Below are 22,643 nucleotides of genomic sequence, written 5' to 3'. Positions count from 1 at the left end.
AAATTGATATTACGTTTTTCAAATTTTAATCTTTCAATTCCTATTTTTACAGTAAATAACTACGCATGATATCACAAGAGCAATTTGATAAAGAAATAAAATTAATTATTACTAATGCCATAAGAGAAGATGTTGGAGATGGTGATCATAGTTCATTGGCTTGTATACCAGATACAGCAAAGGGTAAAGCAAAATTATTAGTTAAAGATGATGGCGTAATAGCAGGCGTAGAATTTGCCAAAAAAGTATTTGCTTACGTGGACGAGGATATGACGGTTGAAACCTTAATTGAAGATGGTAGTGATGTGAAACATGGTGATATTGCATTTTATGTAGAAGGCGCATCTCAATCTATTTTAAAAGCAGAACGGTTGGTGTTAAATGCCATGCAGCGTATGAGTGCCATAGCAACAAAAACCAAAAAATTTGTGGACCTTCTTGAGGGCACTGGTACAAAAATATTAGATACTCGTAAAACAACTCCAGGTATTAGAGCTTTAGAGAAATGGGCCGTTAAAATTGGTGGTGGTGAAAACCACAGGTTTGCACTTTACGATATGATAATGCTTAAGGATAACCATATTGATTTTGCGGGTGGTGTGGCAAAAGCCATTAATCTTACTAAGCAGTACTTAAAAGATACCGATCGCGATTTAAAAATTATTGTTGAAGCTCGCAATCTTGAAGAAATTAAGGAGATATTAGATTGTGGTGGAGTGTATCGTATCCTAATTGATAATTTTAATTATGAAGATACTCGTAAGGCAGTAAAACTAATTGGTAACCAATGTCTAACAGAATCGTCTGGTGGTATTAATGAGCATACTGTGAGAACGTATGCAGAGTGTGGTGTAGATTATATTTCATCTGGTGCCTTAACACATTCGGTGTATAACATGGATTTAAGCCTTAAAGCCGTTTAATATATCACTATGACCAAACCTATAGAAGATAAACTCGATAAAATTCCTGTCCTCAATCTTATTGTTAAATTTTTCAAGAGAATAAAATTACCAGGATTTGAAGGTTTATCAATTTATGATCTCCTAGAACTTTATATAATGGGTATTGTGAATGGAGCGCTTACCACAAGGGCTAGTGCTATTGCTTTTAGTTTTTTCACGGCAATATTCCCTTTCTTGTTATTCGTCATCATTATAATGCCTTATATACCTATTGATGGTTTCGAAACCGAGTTTTTAGATTTTTTAAATTCATTTTTACCGCCTCAAACCTCTGATTTTTTCTTTTCAAACATTTTTGAGAATATAAGCGATGGTGGAGGTGCAGGACTGATTTCTACCATCTTTTTATTATCCATGCTGTTAATGGCTAATGGTGTAAGTGCAGTTTTCTCTGGGTTTGAGTATTCGTACCACGAGCAGTTGACCCGAAATGTGGTGCAACAATACCTATATGCTTTTGGTGTTTCTTTAATATTGGTCTTTTTGGTTTTGTTGACCGTAGCTGTATTTGGGTATTTTCAGATTTATATAATTCAGCCAATTTATGAAGGTATTACTGGGCAAGATGCTCTAAAGACAGATTCTGGATTAGGTTGGATTATTTTTGCCAAGTATTTATTCTTTGTTTTTATGGTATATCTGGCCACGGCAACATTATATTATTTCGGTACCAAAGAAGGTAGGCACACACGCTTCTTTTCTATTGGTGCACTTTTAACGACTTTATTAATCATACTAACATCGTATTTGTTTGGTGTTTATATTGAAAACTTTTCTCAGTATAACAAACTCTATGGTTCTATTGGTGCATTATTGATTCTGCTATTATACTTATGGTTAAATTCTAATATATTATTGCTTGGTTATGAGTTAAATGCTACACTTAGACGCTTAAGGAAGAGTTCTGGAGAAAAGACTAAGGGTTAGTATGGATTATTTCCTAGACGTCATACTGCCCATACCGCTTCAAAAGGCCTTTACCTACCACATCACTGAGGCTGAAGCCGATTTTATTAAAACAGGAATGCGAGTTGCGGTACCTTTTGGTAAAAATAAGATCTATACTGCATTAGCGTATAAAATTCATAATAATCCCCCAACAGCATACGAGGCAAAGACAATACATCAAATATTAGATGAGACCCCTATTATTACCTCCTCACAGCTTAAGCATTGGGAATGGATTGCCAATTATTACATGTGCAATATTGGTGAAGTGATGCGCGCTTCGCTACCAAATGCCCTAATACTAGAAAGTGAAACTATTCTTTCTCGAAATACAAGTATCAATGTAGATGATACAAGCCTTAAAGATGATGAATTTTTAATTTTTGAAGCATTACAATTTCAATCTTCCTTGAAGATTCAAGATGTAGTTTCCATATTGGATAAAAAGCGTGTACTTCCGGTTATTAAAGGAATGGTTGATAAAGAGATTTTGCATTTGCACGAGGAACTTTACGAAAAATACAGACCAAAATTGGTGAGATACGTAAAGCTGGACAATGCTTTTAAATCTGAAGCTAAATTACAGGAGTTGTTAGATGTTTTGAGTAGAGCACCAAAACAACGTGAGGTAGTTTTAACTTTATTTACACTTCAGGCTCAGAATAATAAACCGATTAAGGTTGCTGAGCTTACCAAAGCAAGTGGTGCTTCAACAGCCATTGTAAAGGCATTAATAGATAAATCTGTTTTAGAAGAGTACCATATACAAACAGATAGGGTACAATATGAAGGGCAAGATAATTCTGCCATTAAAAAACTCAGTGAAGTACAAAATGAGGCTCTAAATGCTATTGAAAATAGCTTTGAAGAGAAAGCCGTGACGCTTCTGCATGGAGTTACATCATCTGGTAAGACCGAAATATATGTTAGCCTTATTCAAAAGCAATTAGAGAAGGGTAAACAGATCCTTTATTTGTTGCCAGAAATAGCATTAACAACCCAATTAGTTGAACGTTTACAGAATTATTTCGGGGAGAAAATAGCGGTTTTCCATTCAAGATATTCGAGTAATGAGCGTGTTGAGGTTTGGAATAATTTATTAAACAATATGAGTAAGGCGCAAATTGTAATAGGAGCGCGTTCTGCAGTTCTTTTACCGTTTTCGAATCTTGGATTAATAATAGTAGATGAAGAACACGAGCAATCGTACAAACAGTTTGATCCTGCACCGAGATATCATGCTAGGGATGCAGCCGTGGTATTGGCAAATTTTCATAATGCAAAAATCTTGCTAGGCTCTGCAACACCTAGTTTAGAGAGTTATTTCAATGCTACAAATGGTAAATATGGAATAGTAGAATTAACTACACGCTACAACAACGTCCTTATGCCAGATATCGAATTGGTGGATTTGGCCGATAAGTACAAGCGCAAACGCATGAAAGGCCATTTTAGCGATCGGCTAATCCAAGAAATGTCCATAGCTCTTGAAGATGGTCAGCAAATAATACTTTTTCAAAATAGGCGTGGTTATTCCCCAATTGTAGAATGCACTACATGTGGTAATTCGCCTCAATGTCCAAATTGCGATGTAAGTTTAACCTACCATCAATTTAGAGATCAGTTACGATGTCACTATTGTGGTTATAATTCTGCAATGCTTAAGAACTGTCAGGCTTGTGGTAATGCATCATTAGATACTAAAGGATTTGGTACAGAGCAAATAGAGGAGGAGGTGAAGGTGTTATTCCCAGATCATAATGTAGCACGTATGGATTTGGATACCACACGTGGTAAATTTGGGTTTGAAAAACTGATTAACAATTTCGAACAAGGGGAAATAGATGTACTTGTGGGTACACAAATGCTAACCAAAGGTTTAGACTTTAGGCATGTTAAGTTGGTAGGAATTATGAATGCGGATAACTTGCTAAACTTCCCTGATTTTAGGGCTCATGAGAGAAGTTATCAGTTAATGTCTCAGGTTGCTGGTAGGGCAGGTCGCACGGATTTGAGAGGTAAGGTTTTAATTCAAACCTATAATCCACACCACAACATATTGCAACAGGTTTCCATTAACGCGTATAAAGACATGTTTAAGGAGCAAATGAATGATAGGTATAATTACCATTACCCACCAATATACAGGCTTATTAAAATCACATTTAAGCACAAAGACTATAACAAGGTAAATTTAGCGTCCGATTGGTTCGCTAAGTCACTTAGACAGGTGTTCAAAGTAAATGTTTTAGGACCAGAATTTCCACCTATTTCAAGGATTAGAAATCTTTATAACAAAAATATTTTGGTTAAAATACCACAAAACCAATCTTTAGCAAAAACAAAAGAAGCTATTAGTAAAATACATAATAGCTTCAATGCTGTAAAAGATTTTAGGCCTGTGAGAGTTGTTTTAAATATCGATAACTATTAGTTTAGCTAATGTTATTTAAAGCATCTACCAATTGTGTCTTTTTATTTCGACTCAAAGGGATCTCATAAGCACCAACTTCAACATTTTTACTGTTAAAGCGATCTATTTTGTCTAGATTCACAATATAAGATTTGTGAATTCTTAAGAATTTACCTTCTGGTAATTCTTTTTCAAATGCTTTCATTGTAGATAAAACGACTAGGCTATTTTCTTCAGTTACAACTTTAACATAATCGCCTAATGCTTCAATCCACTTAATATCTTTAATATAAACTTTACGTTTTTTAAGATTGCTCTTCACAAAAATGTGTTCGCCATCTGTTTCGTTAAAGTCTAATTTTAATTTATGCTGCTCAATAGCTTTTTCTACGGCAGTATTAAATCGTTCTTTAGTAATTGGTTTTTGAAGATAGTCGGTAGCGTCGTAATTAAATGCTTTAAAAGCATATTCGGTTTTACCAGTAACAAAAATAATTTGGGGTTTGTTGTTGAGTACATCTAATAGCTCAAAACCGTTTAATACAGGCATCTCTATATCTAAGAAGATAAGATCTACTTTATGTGTATTAAGACCGTTTTTGGTTTCTAACGCACTGCTGTACTCCGCAATAAGGTTAAGCGAGGAATGATTCTCGATTAACTTTACTATAGAGAGGCGCTGAATCGCAGAATCATCAACAACTACACAGTTTAAAGTCATAACATTAATATTTTATTAGGTTAAGATATCGACAATAGTACAATATTTTCGGTTAAAAAACAAATAATACCGACAAAGTGTAATATTTAACAAATTTTTTAGTGCATAAAAATGCGATATTTTAATATCAAAAACGTTGCCAAAATTAGAATAAATGTGTATTTTTGCACCCGTTTTAATAACAAACAAATAAATTATTATGAATCATTATGAAACTGTTTTCATCTTAAATCCCGTTTTATCTGAAGAACAGATAAAGGAAACAGTAAAGAAATACGAAGATATTCTTGTTTCTAAAGGTGCTAAGATGATAGCCAAAGAAGATTGGGGCTTAAAAAAGTTGGCTTATCCAATCCAAAACAAAAAAAGTGGTTTTTACCACTTATTTGAGTACACTGTAACAGGTGAAGCTATTGAGCCTTTAGAGTTAGAATTTAGACGTGATGAGCGTTTTATGCGTTACTTAACTGTAAAATTAGACAAGCACGCAATTTCTTGGGCTGAGAGAAGAAGAGAAAAAATGAAAGTTAAAGCAAAAGCAAAAGCGTAATTATGTCATCAATAGAACAACAAGCAAAAGGAAAAAAAGATGGAGAGATTAGATATCTAACTCCATTAAACATAGAAACGACTAAGGCTAAGAAGTACTGTCGTTTTAAGAAATCTGGGATCAAATATGTAGATTATAAAGATCCAGATTTTTTATTAAGTTTTGTAAACGAACAAGGTAAATTGTTACCTAGACGATTAACAGGAACTTCTTTAAAGTATCAAAGAAAAGTATCTGTGGCTGTAAAAAGAGCTAGACATTTAGCGCTTATGCCATATGTTGCAGATTTATTAAAATAAAATATCATAACAATGGAACTTATATTAAAACAAGACGTTGAGAATTTAGGATTTAAAGACGATATTGTAACAGTTAAGAACGGTTATGGTAGAAACTTTTTAATTCCACAAGGACAAGCTGTAATGGCTACAACTTCTGCTAAAAAGGTTTTAGCAGAAACCTTAAAGCAAAGAGCATTTAAAGAAAAGAAAATTATCGATGAGGCAAACGCAACTGCAGAAGCTTTATCTGGTTTAGAAATTAAGATTGCATCTAAAGTTGGTACAGGTGATAAACTTTTTGGTTCTGTAAATAACATTGATTTGGCGGCTGCTTTACAAAAAGAAGGTCATGAAATTGACAAAAAATACATCAATGTAGTTGGTGGTAACGTAAAGCGTTTAGGTAAATATGATGCTGTAATTAGATTACACAGAGAAGTAACTGTAGATTTACCGTTTGAGGTAGTTTCAGAAGCTTAATCCCTATACAATTATAATATAAGACCGTTTAGTATACTAAGCGGTTTTTTTATACCACATTAATGAAAAAGTACATCCTAATCCTCTTTTTGTCCGTTGTTGTAGTTTCGTGTAAATCCAATAAAAATGAAACTATAGTCAAATCTAAACTTGTTGAAGTTTTTAGAGCTTCTAACAACAATTATCCAAATATTAGTGTTCATAGAGGAGGGAAAGACATTTATAATTATCCTGAGAACTGTTTAGAAACCATAAAATATATAAATGACAGTATTTCTGCCATTTTTGAGATTGATGTCGCACAGACTAAGGATAATCAATTGGTGCTAATGCACGATAATTCTATTAACAGAACCACAACAGGAAGTGGATTAGTCAGAAAAAAGACTTATAAAGAACTAAATAAGTACAGCTTAATAGATGATTTTGGTAATAAATCTGACTATAAAATTCCTTTATTCACCGATGTTTTAAAATGGTGTAAAAAAAATAATGTTATCCTAACAGTTGATATTAAGCGTAGTGTCAAGCAAATTGATGTTATAAATGCAATTATAGAGGCAAATGCAGAAGATATATGTATTTTAATTACATATGACGTAGAACAAGCTAAATCTGCGTATAAATACGCTCCAGAATTGCTATTATCAGTTTCCGCAAGAAATCACGAAGAATTTGATAGACTGCTACAAACAAATATTCCTACAGAAAACATGTTGGCATTTACTGGTACGCGCTTATCACCGCCATCTTTATATAAGCGTCTTCACGAGAATGGTATTGTTTGTATGCTTGGGACTTTGGGCAACTTGGATAGACAGGCTAAAACTAGAGGAGATCAATTGTATGAGAATTGGAAATCTGAAGGCATTGATATTTTAGCAACAGATAGGGCATTTGAGGCATTTAATGCTGTTAATTAAAAGAATTAAATGAAATATTCAAGATTAACAAAAGAGCAATTTGAAGAATTACACCAAGAATTCATCAATTTTTTGGCGACTCAGTCCATAACGGCAGATGAGTGGGAGGAATTAAAGAAGAATAAACCTGAAACTGCAGAACAAGAATTGGATGTTTTTAGTGATCTGGTCTGGTTTGGTGTGTTGAGTAAAGTAGAGTATTTGGAACACATTTCTCCAAACCAATTGCATTTATTTAGGTGTAAGGAAAAAAACATGCATCTTATTGCCTTGAAATTAAAACATGATAATGTAGACCTAACTACAAATGATGGATTTCAATGGTTGCGTGATAACTTATTATCTGATGATATAGAATTTTACAATGCCAAAAAAGATTATTCAGAGGATAAGCACTTGGATATTTTTAAAATGATACAAACTGGAGCCAATATCACCAAAGGTGAGTTGTTTCAATATTTTGAGAAATTAATTCGTCAATAAAAATATCTTACTCGTAGCGAAGTGATTCTATAGGATCTAACTTGGCTGCCTTTGTAGCAGGATATAGACCCGAAATAACTGCAACAATAAAAGCTATACTCGTTGCCCAAATCATAGCTACCCAAGGTGTGGAGAACTGCAAATCAAAACCAGAAGCCACAGCCCAACCAATTAAAATTCCAAGTAATATTCCAAGAATTCCACCTAATTGACCAATTATTATAGTTTCCATAAAAAACTGAAACGCTATAGTTTTACTTTTTGCACCCATTGCTTTTCTTACTCCGATTTCCCGAGTTCTTTCGGTTACAGAAACCAACATAATATTCATCAAGGCTATCGTAGAACCAAATATTGTTATAATACTTATTATCCATGCAGCTATATAAAGTGCTGCAGTATTTTCAGCCACTCTGTTTAATAAATCATCACTTCGTTCAATACCAAAATCGTTTTTTTCTACAGGGTTTAATCCTCTAACATTCCTAAAGGATAAAATGGCGTCATCTTGAGCAGCTTCCATCATATCTTGTTTATCAACCTTTATACTTAATCCGTAGTTTATTCTCGGATTTGTAAAAATTGATCTTGCTTTTTGTATAGGAATAATGGCGCGTAAATCTTGGTTGTTACCAAAAGTTGCACCCTTTTCTTTTAAGACACCTATTACCCTAAATTTTGAACCTCTAACACTAATTACTTTATCTATTGGGTTTTCATCTGGGAATAACGCTTTTTGTAAATCGCTTCCGATAACGGCAACGGCATTACTATTTTCTATATCAAATACATTAAGCGAACGTCCATTTTCTACTTCAAGCCCTGAGTTTTCAATAAAATTTTCGTTTGCTCCTAAAATTGTCACTTCAGGATCTGTTTTAGTATTTTCGTATTTAACTTCAGCTCCTATGGTTCCTGTAAAAACAACAGCTACCTTAGTAAAAGGATAATCGTAATTATCTTCAAAATCTTTTACATTTCTATAGCTAATAACTGGATTTATTTTCTGTCGTTCCCTACTACTTTGACGCTGTGCTGTAAATTCGTAACGTTGAATATTAAAGGTATTAGATCCCATAGAAGAGAAATTACTAGAAATTGTATTTTCTAGGGCCGATACACCACTTAGTATACCCACAAGCGCCATAATACCAATGGCGATAATTAATACAGTTAAAATGGTTCTTAAAAGTTGACTTTTAATTGAACCAAATGCGATTTTAACATTTTCTCTTGCTAATGAAAACATAGAAATTTTCTAATAGTTGGGTTGTTTAAAAGTATAAGACTACTTAAACACTATAAAGTTACTATAAAATCAAAATATCTTGGTAATGCCTTTAAAATTTATAATATTTTTGTGAAAATTAATTGAGAAGATGGCTCAAAGACCAAGTATTCCTAAAGGAACAAGAGATTTTAATGCAGAAGAAGTAGCAAAACGAACTTATATAATAGATACTATTAAGGATAAGTTTGAGGTTTTTGGTTTTCAACCTATTGAGACGCCAAGCTTTGAGAATTCTGAAACCTTAATGGGGAAATATGGTGATGAAGGCGATCGATTAATATTTAAAATTCTAAATTCCGGAGAATATCTAAAAAAACTCTCAGACGAAGACTATACTTCAAAATCAGAACAGAAGATAACTTCAAAAATATCTGAAAAAGCACTTAGATATGATTTAACGGTACCTTTTGCACGTTACGTAGTTCAACACCAAAACGACATCGAATTCCCTTTTAAGCGTTATCAAATACAGCCGGTTTGGCGCGCTGATCGTCCACAAAAAGGACGTTTTAGAGAGTTTTATCAATGCGATGCTGATGTGGTTGGTTCTAAGGCATTATTTCAAGAAGTTGAGTTAATACAACTCTATGATGCAGTTTTTAATGCTTTAAAACTCCATGGTGCTACTATTAAAATCAATAATCGTAAAGTTTTGTCAGGAATTGCAGAAGTGATTGGAGCAAAGGATAAGCTCATTGATTTTACAGTTGCTTTAGATAAACTCGATAAGATAGGAGAGGAGAAGGTAAAAACAGAAATGCTGAGCAAGGGTATTGCAGAATCAGGTATTGCTAAACTTCAACCTTTGTTTGAATTAACGGGTAATTTTGGATCTCAAATAGAAAGTTTAAAAACGATTTTGGGCCCTTCTGAGGGAGGTTTGAAAGGTATTAAAGAACTTGAGTTTATAAATAAAGCTATAGAAGACTTAAAATTGAAATCTGCAAAGCTAGAACTAGATGTAACGCTTGCACGTGGTCTTAATTACTATACAGGTGCCATTTTTGAAGTATCAGCTCCTGAAGGTGTAAAGATAGGCTCTATTGGTGGCGGAGGTCGTTATGATGATCTTACCGGAATTTTTGGACTTAAAAATATGAGTGGTGTAGGTATAAGTTTTGGTCTAGACCGAATATACTTAGTGCTCGAAGAATTAGATTTATTTCCTGATACCATAACCGAAACCACAAAAGTGTTATTCATAAACTTTGGAGATAGTGAAGCCATGGCTTGTCTTAAAGTGGTTTCAAAGCTTCGTGAGAGAGGAATAAAAGCTGAGCTTTATCCTGACAGTGCCAAAATGAAAAAACAAATGAATTATGCCAATCGTAGAGATATTCCATTTGTTGTTTTAGTTGGAGAAGAAGAGTTAAAATCTGAAACCTTCACTTTAAAGGATATGATGAGTGGTGCACAAGAAAAATTAAATTTCGGCGAACTTTTGGATACTTTAAAGAAATAAAAAAACCCTGACCAATGGTCAGGGTTTTTCAAGGTTAAGATTTAAGATTTGGGGCAAAATTATTTAACCAGAACTTTTTTAGTAGATACCGAACCGCTTGCAGTATATAACTTAATAATATAAGTTCCAGTACTTAAATTCTTAACGTCATATTCAGAGTAACCGTTCTCCGAAATATTTTCTATTTGATGTACAGATTGTCCCAGGATATTGAACAGCTCGATAGAACTCACTTCAATAAGATTAGGGTTAATCAGTACAATTTTTTCTATGTCATTGGAGTAGAGTACATCCAGGGATTCACTCTCAATATCATCAATACCAAGGGCATCACCATTAACGCCGAATGTAATCTCGAAACGATCTAGATATTCACCAGCATTCAAGAAGATAGAATAATCGCTTGCTCTTAAATCGTGGTAGATCTCCAATACCTTATCGTGTAGATAGATATCTACATCACTTGGTACATTCTCCAATTTGTCAATTGTAATGGTATTTGTGCCATCCGTATCAGTTTTTATGCCAAGAGGATACACCGTATCAACTTCAGCTTCGCTATTTGCCTGTACCATATAGGCCTCGTCATTGATGATCCAGTACATATCGTCCATCTGCTCTTCTTTAAGAACAGCATCGTAGGCCCAGTCTACACCTTCTGTCGTATTTTCATCAATAGTCAGCAACAATTGCCTGTGAATGGTGTTAACCGAATTAAAACCGATCCTAAACTTCATTCTGTTATCAGATGCTACATTGTCATTGGAATTTTGGGCAGTAGCATTTCTTACAAATACCGACGATGCACCACCTTCTTTCTGGAATACACGCTGGCCGTTGTTGAAGTTTATCGTACCTGTGTTTTCACCCACTACGAAGAATCCTTGTCCTACTGGGATGTACCTTCCAGGTAATTTGGTAGGTGTACCACCAGTACCAACATCGGGATCGTTTGTTCCAATAGAAGCTGCAGCGACGGAACCAGAATAATTATAGGTTGCATACCCACCTTGGTATTCTGCTAAGACGTGCGATCCGCCTCCCCAATGTTCCCAGAAGTAAAGCGTACCGCTCAACAAAGGGTTGCTTTCAGGAGTAGATCCTGGGTCTGTATATTGTAGTTCAGGTCCGTTGTCCCTGATAAACTGATCGGCATCTATGGCCGAGGCATAAGGATTACCAACTAGGTAATCATTGCCTGCTGTAATAGTTAGGTTGATATCACCATTGTTAGGCTTGCCAAGGTACACATAGTTCTGTTCCGCTAAAATAACACCTGTACCAGGGCCTTTCATGGTGAAACCTTCACCAGCATTAAGGGTACCGGTACTTCTTACATGTTGCCAAGACGCATAGTTATCACTAGGTTGGTTGGCATATTTCCAAATCCAGTAATCCGCAATGGTTATAGGATTCGTTGCAGCACCGTCAAATCCTGATCCAGTAAAATTTACAGGATTAGTACCATCATAGAATATATCTTGTAGCGCATAGCTATAATTGTTTGTAGCAATATCTGTGTCTCCAACAGGAGCAGACCAGTAGTTGTAGGTAAAGGTATCAGCTGTACCTTGCTGGTCTCTTTCCAGTTCACCGTTCACTGCAACATCGAGGTCAGAATCTTCTTCCTGTATCAACTGAGACTCACCTTCAAGGTCTAATTTACCTGTAAGGCTCAGGTAATGCGATACGTTAATGGCGTGCCCAGTATCTGTACTGTTGTCACCATCTATGGTCAATTCATTCGCGTCAACATACAATCCAAGAACAGTTCTTATATCATTATTACCTGCTGGCAATGAAGAGTTGTCCATAGTGATATCGTGGGATGTCCTAACAATATTCCAGTCTACCGTAATAGTGTTATCAACAATTGAAGCTGTGCCTGGCAATACGTTTACGTCACCATTGGTCCATGTTGTGTCTGTATCCCAATCACCATTCTGGGTAGATTCATATGGTAATGGAGCAGTTTGTCTGTCTACGGTATCTAAGTTTCTTAATGCGCCCTGACGACCGTTGCCCGAAGCATCATCCGTATTGGTATAGGTGTAAATTGACATTGGGTAATATCCTGCCAAGTCTGTCCAAGGGATTGCGTCTATATCATGTTTGGTAATTGCAGAAGGTAAAACTTTACCCATTGCCTGACCTGAGTTATCCTCAATTTCCTGATTCATTACAAAGCGCAATTCGTCTTCAGATAAGGCAGTATCCCAAACTCTAACTTCATCGATGTTTCCTCTAAAGAACTGTGTAGGTGTATTTTTACCTGCAGCGGCAATGTAAAATGATTCATCATTTGCTAAGGGTGGTGTTTTTGCTGCAGAATTATCTTCAACACCATCTATATAAATCTTAACGGTGGTTCCATTATAGGTGACGGCTACATGGTGCCACTCATCATCTGGTATACTTGTAATAGAAGGTAGTATTTGGTTAGAACCATTTTTCCAATAGACTTGTATTCTGTTATCATCAATAATCCTTAAATCAAATCCGCCTGATGAAAACGAAGCATCTCTTTTTGAGATTATTGATTTGGTACCACTATCGGCTGCGTCACGCTTAATCCATGATGAAATTGTGAAGTTTGTAGGGTTGATATCTAATCTATCTTCGATATCTATATAATCAACGACACCATCAAAATAAACCGAACGCTCAACAATGACTTGAGGCGCATAGCCAAAAGTTACGTATTTGGTGCCATCAAAATCATAAGTGGTTTCTAAATTTCCACTTCCATCCGCAGTCATTATTCTATAATCTGCTGTAGGATCGAAAATTCCCGTATCAGAAATAAACATCAAATAACTTCCAGGAGGTGAAATGTTTCTGATAGCGTTTTGAGGTATACTTACTTTAACTTCCGGTATATCACCACCAGTCTCAACAAATTTCCAAGTACGCTGCATTGCCGTGAAGGTCACGTCTGTAGTTAGTGCAGGTGCAATACCAGCACTCATGTTCACAGTAATTGTTGAAGCAGCTAAGTTTAAGTTTGTACCATCGTTACCCCAAACTAAGAATTCTTTGTTTCCTAGGGTTGTAGCATTTAAGTCTTTATTTTCTTTATTAGTGTCATAGATGTCTGTAAGACCTACAGTTAAAATACCTTCAATTGGTCCTGTACCATCAACGGCATCATTTACACTACTGGATTGTTTTTGGTTCAATTCAGAGGCATCGTCTCTACCGATACCTGCAATATCATAATTATAAGCTGCAGCATCGGCAGATTGATCCCAAATGACTGTACCGTCACTATTTACATAATCTTGCGATGTACCATTTGCACCCAGTGTAATACCATATTTAATGGCCAAATACGATTGAATTCTATTACGTGCCTGTGTGGCGTCTCCATCATTTTGCGTTGCTGAATACGTAATTATCTCTGCTATACGACCATCAAAACTACCATTCCAGTATTGACTTCGTCCTAACCAATATTTTGTATTACCAACTGTTGAAAAGTCTGGTACATCATTGGAAATATTGCCTACAGTATTTGCGTTAAGAAACATATCTACTTCTGTGGCTGTGGCATTTTCTCGAATATTAATAATACTAACTTGGTTATAGTCATTGGAGCCAGTGGTATCTGCTCTACCATATCCCGGTCCTCCAACTCCAGAGGTTGTTCCTAGACAATATGTGAAATATTCACCTGAAAATCGACCAGTATAAGCACCATATCCAAAACCAGTTACATCTTCGGCTTGTGTACTATTTACTGTAGGATCTGTACTAGTAAAGGTATCCAAGGGAATCATTGATGTTGTGATTGTAGGATCTGGCATTATCACTACAAACATGTCTGTACTATTAAATCCTCCTGTACCTGTTAGTTCATCTCTACTGCCATTACTAATGATGTAGGTCATATCTCGGTTGGCCGTATTATTATTGTTTTCAAATTCAATGACAGGATTAAAGTTGAAATTTTGAGTTGCATTATCTCTATAAACTGGAGCTAACTCAGGTACCATGGTATTTGCATGGTTTCCTTTGCCATTATCAATCCACTCTGTGACATCAGTACCGTTTGTTCCTTCAGAGATACCATCTAACATATCTGCTTTTAACCATAAGTCAAGATTTGAGGTTACGCCACCTGGTCCTTCTGTTGGTGTACAATAAGTTGTACCTGTAATTGTTACCTCGTCTATATAAACTTGATCATCATTTGCACTAGCATTACACCGCACTCTAAAACGAGAAATTGTAGAGGCAGGGAATGTATAATCGGTGTCTTTGAGTGTTACAATTTTACCATAGAAAATAGCTGATGTAGTAGATTCAAAGTCTGCTGATTTTGCAGCAACTGATCCTCCTTCAAATATTTGAACGGTTGTCCATGTACTACCATTATCATCACTATACTCAATCATAAATTCTTCGGTGTCTTCAACACTTCTTGGTGCGAAGAAGAACTTAAAATCTACTTTGTTATAGCTTGAAAGGTCAAAAGCGGGAGAATCGAAAGAAGAAGCGGATCCCGTGGCATCATCATCTTGTACACGTAAACTCCAGCTACCTTGATAAGACCATGTTGCACTATTAACTCTAGACGCATCGACACCACCAGATGTCCAACCGTCTAAACCGCTTTCAAAGTCTGCAGTATGCACTACGGTTGTAGTACCACATGAAAATGATGATTTGTTTGTTTTTACGGCATCAATAGTTGACGTAATGACATGATTGTCAATCTTTAAAGATTCTTTACCTATTTCTTTTGTTGGATATGCATAAACACTGGATGTAAACACAAAAACAACGCATAAAAAGAATAAACCTTCTTTTAGGGCAAAAGTTTTCATAAGCGGTTAAATTTAGATTTGGGACTAAATTTCCAGGGTAATAGGTAGGCTAAACGTAGTGCTTATATCCTTTAAATGCAAATATATTCGATGAAATGCATAAATAATACCAAAATTTAAGTCAAATTTCTATTATTATGACCCGTTACTTCAGCTTTGGTCACAAAAAAACCCTGACTGTGTCAGGGTTTTTAAGGTTAAGATTTAAGATTTGGGGCAAAATTATTTAACCAAAACTTTTTTAGTAGATACCGAACCGCTTGCAGTATATAACTTAATAATATAAGTTCCAGTACTTAAATTCTCAACGTCATATTCAGAGTAACCGCTCTCTGAAATATTTTCTATTTGATGTACAGATTGTCCCAGGATATTGAACAGCTCGATAGAACTCACTTCAATAAGATTAGGGTTAATCAGTACAATTTTTTCTATGTCATTGGAGTAGAGTACATCCAGGGATTCACTCTCAATATCATCAATACCAAGGGCATCGCCATTAACGCCGAATGTAATCTCGAAACGATCTAGATATTCACCAGCATTCAAGAAGATAGAATAATCGCTTGCTCTTAAATCGTGGTAGATCTCCAATACCTTATCGTGCAGATAGATGTTTACATCACTAGGTACGTTTTCCAACTCATCAATAGTAATGGTATTGTTACCGTCAGTATCTGTCTTAACACCTAATGGATAGACCGTATCAACTTCAGCTTCGCTATTGGCCTGTACCATATAGGCCTCGTCATTGATAATCCAGTACATATCGTCTATCTGCTCTTCGTTGAGCACTGCATCGTAGGCCCAGTCTACACCTTCTGTCGTATTTTCATCAATAGTCAACAACAACTGTCTGTGGATAGTGTTAACCGAGTTAAAGCCAATTCTAAACTTCATTCTTTCGTCAGAAACCTGGTTGTCACTAGAATTTTGAGCAGTGGCATTTCTAACGAATACCGACGATGCACCACCTTCTTTCTGGAACACACGCTGGCCGTTGTTGAAGTTTATCGTACCCGTGTTTTCACCAACTACGAAGAATCCTTGACCTACTGGGATGTACCTTCCAGGTAGTTTGGTAGGCGTACCACCTGTACCAACATCGGGATCGTTAGTGCCTATCGACGCTGCTGCGACTGCACCAGAGTAATTGTAGGTTGCATATCCACCTTGGTATTCTTGTAGAATATGAGATCCGCCTCCCCAATGTTCCCAGAAGTAAAGCGTACCGCTCAACAATGGGTTGCTTTCAGGAGTAGATCCTGGGTCTGTATATTGTAGTTCAGGTCCGTTGTCCCTGATAAATTGATCTGCATCTATAGCAGAAGCATAAGGATTGCCTAATAGGTAATCGTTACCACCAGTAATGGTAAGGTTGATATCACCATTGTTTGGCTTACCAAGGTACACATAGTTCTGTTCCGCTAAAATAACACCTGTACCAGGGCCTTTCATGGTGAAACCTTCACCAGCATTAAGGGTACCGGTACTTCTTACATGTTGCCAAGACGCATAGTTATCACTTGGCTGGTTGGCGTATTTCCAGATCCAGTAATCTGCAATGGTAATAGGGCTTGTTGCCGCACCATTTAAACTAGCATTGTCAAAATTAACTGCATTAGTACCATCGTAAAAAATATCTTGTAGCGCATAGCTATAATTGTTTGTAGCAATATCTGTGTCTCCAACAGGAGCAGACCAGTAGTTGTAAGTAAAGGTATCAGCTGTACCTTGCTGGTCTCTTTCCAGTTCACCGTTCACTGCAACATCGAGGTCAGAATCTTCTTCCTGTATCAACTGAGACTCACCTTCAAGGTCTAATTTACCTGTAAGGCTCAGGTAATGCGATACGTTAATGGCGTGCCCAGTATCTGTACTGTTGTCACCATCTATGGTCAATTCATTCGCGTCAACATACAATCCAAGAACAGTTCTTATATCATTATTACCTGCTGGCAATGAAGAGTTGTCCATAGTGATATCGTGGGATGTCCTAACAATATTCCAGTCTACCGTAATAGTGTTATCAACTATAGAAGCTGTGCCTGGCAATACGTTTACGTCACCATTGGTCCATGTTGTGTCTGTATCCCAATCACCATTCTGGGTAGATTCATATGGCAATGGAGTAGTTTGTCTGTCTACGGTATCTAAGTTTCTTAATGCACCTTGGTTGCCATTACCTGATAAATCATCAGTATTGGTATAGGTGTAGATTGACATTGGGTAATAACCTGCCAAGTCTGTCCAAGGAATAACGTCTATGTCATTTCTAGATATTGAAGTTGGTAATTCATTACCCATTACTTGACCAGAATTATCAGAGATCTCCTGATTCATTACAAAGCGCAATTCGTCTTCAGATAAGGCCGCGTCCCACACTCTAACTTCATCAATGTTTCCTCTAAAGAACTGTGTAGGTGTATTTTTACCTGCAGCGGCAATATAGAAGTTCTCATTAGTTGCTACAGGAGCAGTTCTATTTGCAGTGTTATCTTCAACACCGTCAATATATAAGGAGACACGTGTACCATCATAAATCGCAGCAACTTCGTGCCATTCATCATCTGGAATGCTTGTATTTGATATTAAACTTTGGTCTGTACCATTTTTCCAAATTATCTCAATTCTGTTATCATTCAATATTCTCAAATCATATCCTTCTGTGAAGGTCGCGTCACGTTTAGATACTATAGAAGCTGTACCTGTATCGGCAGCATCTCTTTTAATCCATGCAGAGATTGTAAATTCAGCAGGATTTAAATCTAAACGGTCATCAACATCAATATAATCTGCTGCTCCATCAAAATAAACAGATCGTTCTGCTATGATTTGAGGCGCATAACCAAAGGTTACAAATTTGGTACCATCAAAATCATAGGTGGTTTCTAAATTGCCACTACCATCTGCAGTCATTACTCTGTAATCTGCAGTAGGGTCAAAAATCCCAGTATCAGAGATGAACATGTAGTAATGACCAGGAGGTGTAATATTTCTTACTGCATTTTGGGGTATGCTTACTTTAACTTCTGGTATATCACCGCCAGTCTCAACAAATTTCCAAGTGCGTTGCATGGCCGTGAAGGTCACGTCTGTAGTTAGTGCAGGTGCAATACCAGCACTCATATTTACAGTAATTGTTGAAGCGGCTAAGTTTAAGTCTGTACCATCATTACCCCATACTAAGAACTCTTTGTCTCCTAGGGTTGTAGCATTTAAGTCTTTATTTTCTTTATTGGTATTGTATATATCGGTAAGGCCAACTGTTATGACACCTTCTATAGGGCCGTCAACATCTGTAGCATTATTTATACTGCTTGATTGTTTTTGTATTAATTCAGAGGCATCGTCTCTACCAATACCTGCGATATCATAATTATAGGCTGCAGCATCTGCAGATTGATCCCAAATGACGGTACCGTCACTATTTACATAATCTTGCGATGTACCATTAACACCAAGAGTAATACCATATTTAATGGCGAGATACGATTGAATTCTATTTCGTGCCTGTGTGGCATCACCATCATTTTGAGTGGAGGAGTAGGTAATAACCTCTGCAATTCTACCATCAAAACTACCATTCCAGTATTGACTTCGTCCTAACCAATATTTTGTGTTTGCCACTGTTGAAAAATCTGGTGCGTCACTAGTTACATTACCAATGGTATTGCCGTTTAGATACATGTCCATGTCGTTTACAGCTCCATTGTGTCTTATGTTAATAATACCAATTTGATTATAATCAACAGTTCCAGCCGTATCTCCTCTTCCATATCCAGTAATTGGTGGTCCAGCTTGTGAGGTTCCTAAACAATAACCAAAATATTCATTTGTAAATCTTTGACTATATGCTCCATATCCAAAACCGGTTACATCCTCCGCCTGTATGTCATTTACGGTTGGATCTGAGCTTGTAAATGTATCTAGAGGAATCATAGTTGTTGTAATTGTTGGATCTGGTACGATCACAACAAACATATCAGCACTATTAAAACCACCTGTACCTGTTAATTCATCACGACTCCCGTCACTAATGATATAGGTCATATCAGAATTAGCAGTGTTATTATTGTTTTCAAACTCAACTACTGGGTTGAAATTTATATTATTTGTTGTATTGTCTCTATATACTGGTTCTAGTCCAGATACCATTGTAGAAGCATGATTACCCTTTCCGTTATCAAACCAATCAGAGACTAAAGCACCATCGGCATCTTCATCTACGCCATCTATCATATCTGCACGCAACCATAAATCTAAATCAGAGCTAACACCACCTGGTCCTTCTGTCGGTGTGCAATAGCTAGTACCTGTAATTGTGATTTCATCAATATAGACTTCATCATCAGTAGCACTGGCATTACAGCGTAACCTAAATCGAGATACTGTAGAGGCAGGGAATGTATAATCGGTGTCTTTGAGTGTTACAATTTTACCATAAAAAATAGCACTTGTTGTAGACTCAAAATCTGCAGTTTTCGCTGCAATAGATCCACCTTCAAAAATTTGAACGGTTGTCCAATTTGTACCATTATCACTACTATATTCTAACATAAACTCTTCTGTGTCTTCAACACTGTTTGGTGCGAAGAAAAACTTAAAGTCTACTTTATTGTAGTTAGATAAATCAAATGCTTGAGAATCAAATGAAGTTGTTGAACCAACTGCATCAACGTTTCTTACTCTAAGACTATAACTTCCTTGGTATGACCAAGTCGCATTATTTTGTCTAGAAGCATCTGCACCACCTGATGTCCAGCCGTCTAAACCGCTTTCAAAATTTGCAGTATGTACCACAGTTGAACCACATGGAGGCGGAACAAATCCGTTCCCTTGGATACTAAAAGTATATGGGTTTTCGTCAGAATCGTCATTTGCAATTGTAACTGTTGCTGTTCTTATACCCAACGCACTTGGGTCAAAGGTAATTATAAAAGTGGTATTGCTACCAGCTGTTATTGCATTGGAGGGTATTGTTGTTACTGTAAAATCAGCGGCATGTGTACCGCCGATTATTGCATAAGGCGAAGCTCCGGTAAGATTAAGTGTATTCGTACCTCCTAAATTCTCTATGATAAAAGAATTTGCTTGGGTACCACCTGCGATGTCAACATTGCCAAAATCTGTATTATCTGTTGTACTTGGCGTTATGTCACCTGAAACTATATTCGTGCCATTACCTGTTACATTAATCTCCGCTAATGGTGATGAAGCCGCAATAGTAATTGTATAGTCTTCCACCTCACCATAATTATGAGTACCACATGGTCCAACTGGAAGGTTTGCATCATCCATTATGACACGCATTCTAGTATTACCAACTGTTGCACCACCTGGAATCGTTATATTACCTAATTGTGGTGAAACAGTATCAGGACCTGCTGTAAATACTAGCTCACCAGCATCGGCAAAATCATAATCCTGGTTAAAATCAATATAAACTGCAAAGCCTTCGGTGTAAACTGTTCCTGTCCAAACTGGTGTTATAGATATTGGATATACTGCACCTTGTGTTAAAGATGTTGAAATTCCTGTAAAATCAGAATATCCAGTAGATGTAGTACCTCCTACAGAAGTATTATTTATTGTATTTAAAGTTACATTGCCTATATATTCAAAACTGTCATTGTTACCGTTTGCAGCACAATAACTAGGTGTGGTTCCTGTACCTTGGATATTAAAATTGTATGGGTTTTCATCACTATCATCATTAGCAATAGATACCGTTGCAGTTCTTAAGCCTGCAGCTCCTGGTGTAAATGTTATTTCAAAAGTCGTTGAACCGGATGATGCAATTGTTGCACCAGGAATTATTGTTATTGTAAAATCTGCTGCATGTGTTCCACCAATTGTAACATAAGGTGAACCGCCAGTTAAATTTAAATTTGTAGTTCCTAAATTTTGAATCGTAAATATATTTGCTTGTGAGGAAATTGTACTAACAGATCCAAAATCCGTATCGTCAGCTGTTGCAGGAGTAGTATCTCCATCTGCAATGGTCGTTGCGTTTCCTTGTACATTCATCTCTGGTCCCGAAGCTAAAGTTACCAATCCTGATAAATCAACGATTTGTATGTTATGGCTCATTGTGTTGCCACTTCTATGCGCCCAATGCGCAGCTTGTGTTGTAGAGTTTAAATAGTAGTTTCTCCAACCTCTACCATAAGCGGTACCACCACCACTACTTATAGATGTACCAACAATTAAAGCTTCATTTACATTACTCAATCCAGCTGATGTAATGTCTATTGTTGTTGCGTTTGCAGCATTACTCGTATTTGTATATCGCGTTACATTTAGATTGGTATTGGCCAAAACATGTACAAATTGACGGTTGGTACCATCTGATAAATGTCCTCCCGAAAATGTCCAATCTACACTTTGATTATTAGAGCCTGGTGCCATTACTGGCCAGTTATCTTCTATGGCTTGATTTACACCACTTGCAGCATTATCTGCTCTGTGATGACTAAACATAACAGCATCGCTCCATGCACTAACGTTTGTGGCTGTACCTGTACCGTCGGACCCATCTCTGAGTGTTATGGTTCCAGTATCTCCTGCAACATTTCCTGAGTCACCATGTAATACCGTCCAATTACTTCCTGTAAATTCAACAACCGTTACATAAACAGTTACATTATTTGTGTTAGTACCTTTTTGAACTCGTAGTGTTGTGGCATTTTCTAGATAAGCCACAGCAGTTCCTGTATCTGCACCAGCAGCACCATCATTAGTCAATATTCCAGTAATAAAAGGAATACAATCGTTAGCGTTTGTAATTCCACTTAAACCTTGTGTAACACTATTTGTTGCACCATTAAGCGATACCGCATAACGACCTCGCACAATCATTTCATTTGCACCTCCAACAGGACCTACATATTCCCATATGGACGTGTTAAATCTTGTATTAGAAGCTATTGATCCAGCTTGCCTATAATAGGTTAGGGTATTAGTAGCAGTAAGAACTCTTGCACCTGAAAGATCATCGGCTGCTAAGTTACCTCCATTTCCATTAACACCTGCACTAACTTTTCTGTTATTGTTAGCTAATGCAAATGCACTTGCAGTTGAGGAAACAGCTGTAAAACCAGTGTTTGAACCTCCTGTATTAGCAATATCGTCTTGTAAATGTTGTACATTATAATCTGGCGTTTGCGCCAGTGCACACACAGTTGTGAATAGCATAAGGACAAAAGCCCTTAGCTTGGGGTGGGTAATAGTTTTCATAAGCGGTTAACTTAGTTTGGGACTAAATTCGAAGCAAATATATACTGACATCCCATTA

General features: G+C 36.6%; 13 protein-coding genes. 9 read left to right on the top strand and 4 right to left on the bottom strand.

Annotated features, from left to right (window positions below; translation table 11 throughout):
* Positions 1 to 65 precede the first annotated feature (65 nt).
* From nadC to priA, 3 genes are read left to right on the top strand one after another with little or no spacing between them, the layout of a single operon-like run.
* Entirely contained in the window at positions 66 to 923 is an 858-nt protein-coding gene (gene nadC, locus ACFWV9_RS11010; RefSeq protein WP_411895269.1) for a carboxylating nicotinate-nucleotide diphosphorylase, read from the top strand.
* A gap of 9 nt (positions 924 to 932) precedes the next feature.
* The gene (locus ACFWV9_RS11005) at positions 933 to 1,892 is read left to right on the top strand and encodes a YihY/virulence factor BrkB family protein (protein ID WP_411895268.1); all 960 of its coding nucleotides are present in this window, start codon (positions 933 to 935) and stop codon (positions 1,890 to 1,892) included.
* A gap of 1 nt (position 1,893) precedes the next feature.
* Positions 1,894 to 4,347 (top strand): primosomal protein N', encoded by a 2,454-nt coding sequence (priA, locus tag ACFWV9_RS11000; RefSeq protein ID WP_411895267.1) that lies wholly within the window; start codon positions 1,894 to 1,896, stop codon positions 4,345 to 4,347.
* Between the two features lies 1 nt (position 4,348).
* On the opposite strand, the gene ACFWV9_RS10995 is transcribed toward priA, so the two are convergent.
* Complete coding sequence (locus ACFWV9_RS10995; RefSeq protein ID WP_411895266.1) at positions 4,349 to 5,047, bottom strand: LytR/AlgR family response regulator transcription factor; 699 nt, start codon at positions 5,045 to 5,047, stop codon at positions 4,349 to 4,351.
* A 199-nt stretch (positions 5,048 to 5,246) separates the two neighbouring features.
* On the opposite strand from ACFWV9_RS10995, the gene rpsF reads away from it, so the two are divergent.
* The 5 genes from rpsF to ACFWV9_RS10970 all read left to right on the top strand — a co-directional run bounded on the left by rpsF (position 5,247) and on the right by ACFWV9_RS10970 (position 7,764).
* On the top strand, positions 5,247 to 5,597 hold the full coding sequence (gene rpsF, locus ACFWV9_RS10990; protein ID WP_411895265.1) for a 30S ribosomal protein S6: 351 nt from the start codon (positions 5,247 to 5,249) through the stop codon (positions 5,595 to 5,597).
* Positions 5,597 to 5,896 carry a 30S ribosomal protein S18 gene (gene rpsR, locus ACFWV9_RS10985; protein WP_411895454.1) on the top strand — a complete coding sequence of 100 codons (300 nt, stop codon included), beginning with the start codon at positions 5,597 to 5,599 and terminating at the stop codon, positions 5,894 to 5,896. The genes rpsF and rpsR overlap by 1 nt, the downstream gene beginning before the upstream one ends.
* Before the next feature lie 12 nt (positions 5,897 to 5,908).
* On the top strand, positions 5,909 to 6,358 hold the full coding sequence (gene rplI / locus ACFWV9_RS10980; RefSeq protein WP_411895264.1) for a 50S ribosomal protein L9: 450 nt from the start codon (positions 5,909 to 5,911) through the stop codon (positions 6,356 to 6,358).
* 62 nt (positions 6,359 to 6,420) lie between these two features.
* The gene (locus ACFWV9_RS10975; protein ID WP_411895263.1) at positions 6,421 to 7,281 is read left to right on the top strand and encodes a glycerophosphodiester phosphodiesterase family protein; all 861 of its coding nucleotides are present in this window, start codon (positions 6,421 to 6,423) and stop codon (positions 7,279 to 7,281) included.
* Positions 7,282 to 7,290: 9 nt separating this feature from the next.
* Positions 7,291 to 7,764, top strand: a complete 474-nt coding sequence (locus ACFWV9_RS10970) for a DUF6495 family protein (RefSeq protein ID WP_411895262.1) — start codon at positions 7,291 to 7,293, stop codon at positions 7,762 to 7,764.
* Between the two features lie 7 nt (positions 7,765 to 7,771).
* Here the strand turns inward: ACFWV9_RS10970 and ACFWV9_RS10965 are convergent, their stop codons facing one another.
* The gene (locus ACFWV9_RS10965) at positions 7,772 to 9,013 is read right to left on the bottom strand and encodes an ABC transporter permease (RefSeq protein WP_411895261.1); all 1,242 of its coding nucleotides are present in this window, start codon (positions 9,011 to 9,013) and stop codon (positions 7,772 to 7,774) included.
* Positions 9,014 to 9,143: 130 nt separating this feature from the next.
* Between ACFWV9_RS10965 and hisS the strand changes: the two genes are divergently transcribed.
* Positions 9,144 to 10,517 carry a histidine--tRNA ligase gene (gene hisS / locus ACFWV9_RS10960; protein ID WP_411895260.1) on the top strand — a complete coding sequence of 458 codons (1,374 nt, stop codon included), beginning with the start codon at positions 9,144 to 9,146 and terminating at the stop codon, positions 10,515 to 10,517.
* Positions 10,518 to 10,576: 59 nt separating this feature from the next.
* Here hisS and ACFWV9_RS10955 read toward each other — a convergent pair whose 3' ends face one another.
* Positions 10,577 to 15,346, bottom strand: a complete 4,770-nt coding sequence (locus ACFWV9_RS10955; RefSeq protein ID WP_411895259.1) for a LamG-like jellyroll fold domain-containing protein — start codon at positions 15,344 to 15,346, stop codon at positions 10,577 to 10,579.
* A 222-nt stretch (positions 15,347 to 15,568) separates the two neighbouring features.
* Entirely contained in the window at positions 15,569 to 22,585 is a 7,017-nt protein-coding gene (locus tag ACFWV9_RS10950; RefSeq protein ID WP_411895258.1) for a choice-of-anchor D domain-containing protein, read from the bottom strand.
* Positions 22,586 to 22,643: the final 58 nt, after the last annotated feature.

Source organism: Winogradskyella sp. A2 (assembly GCF_046762865.1).
In the GTDB taxonomy this organism is placed as follows: domain Bacteria; phylum Bacteroidota; class Bacteroidia; order Flavobacteriales; family Flavobacteriaceae; genus Winogradskyella.
This window is presented reverse-complemented; position numbering and strand designations above follow the sequence as displayed.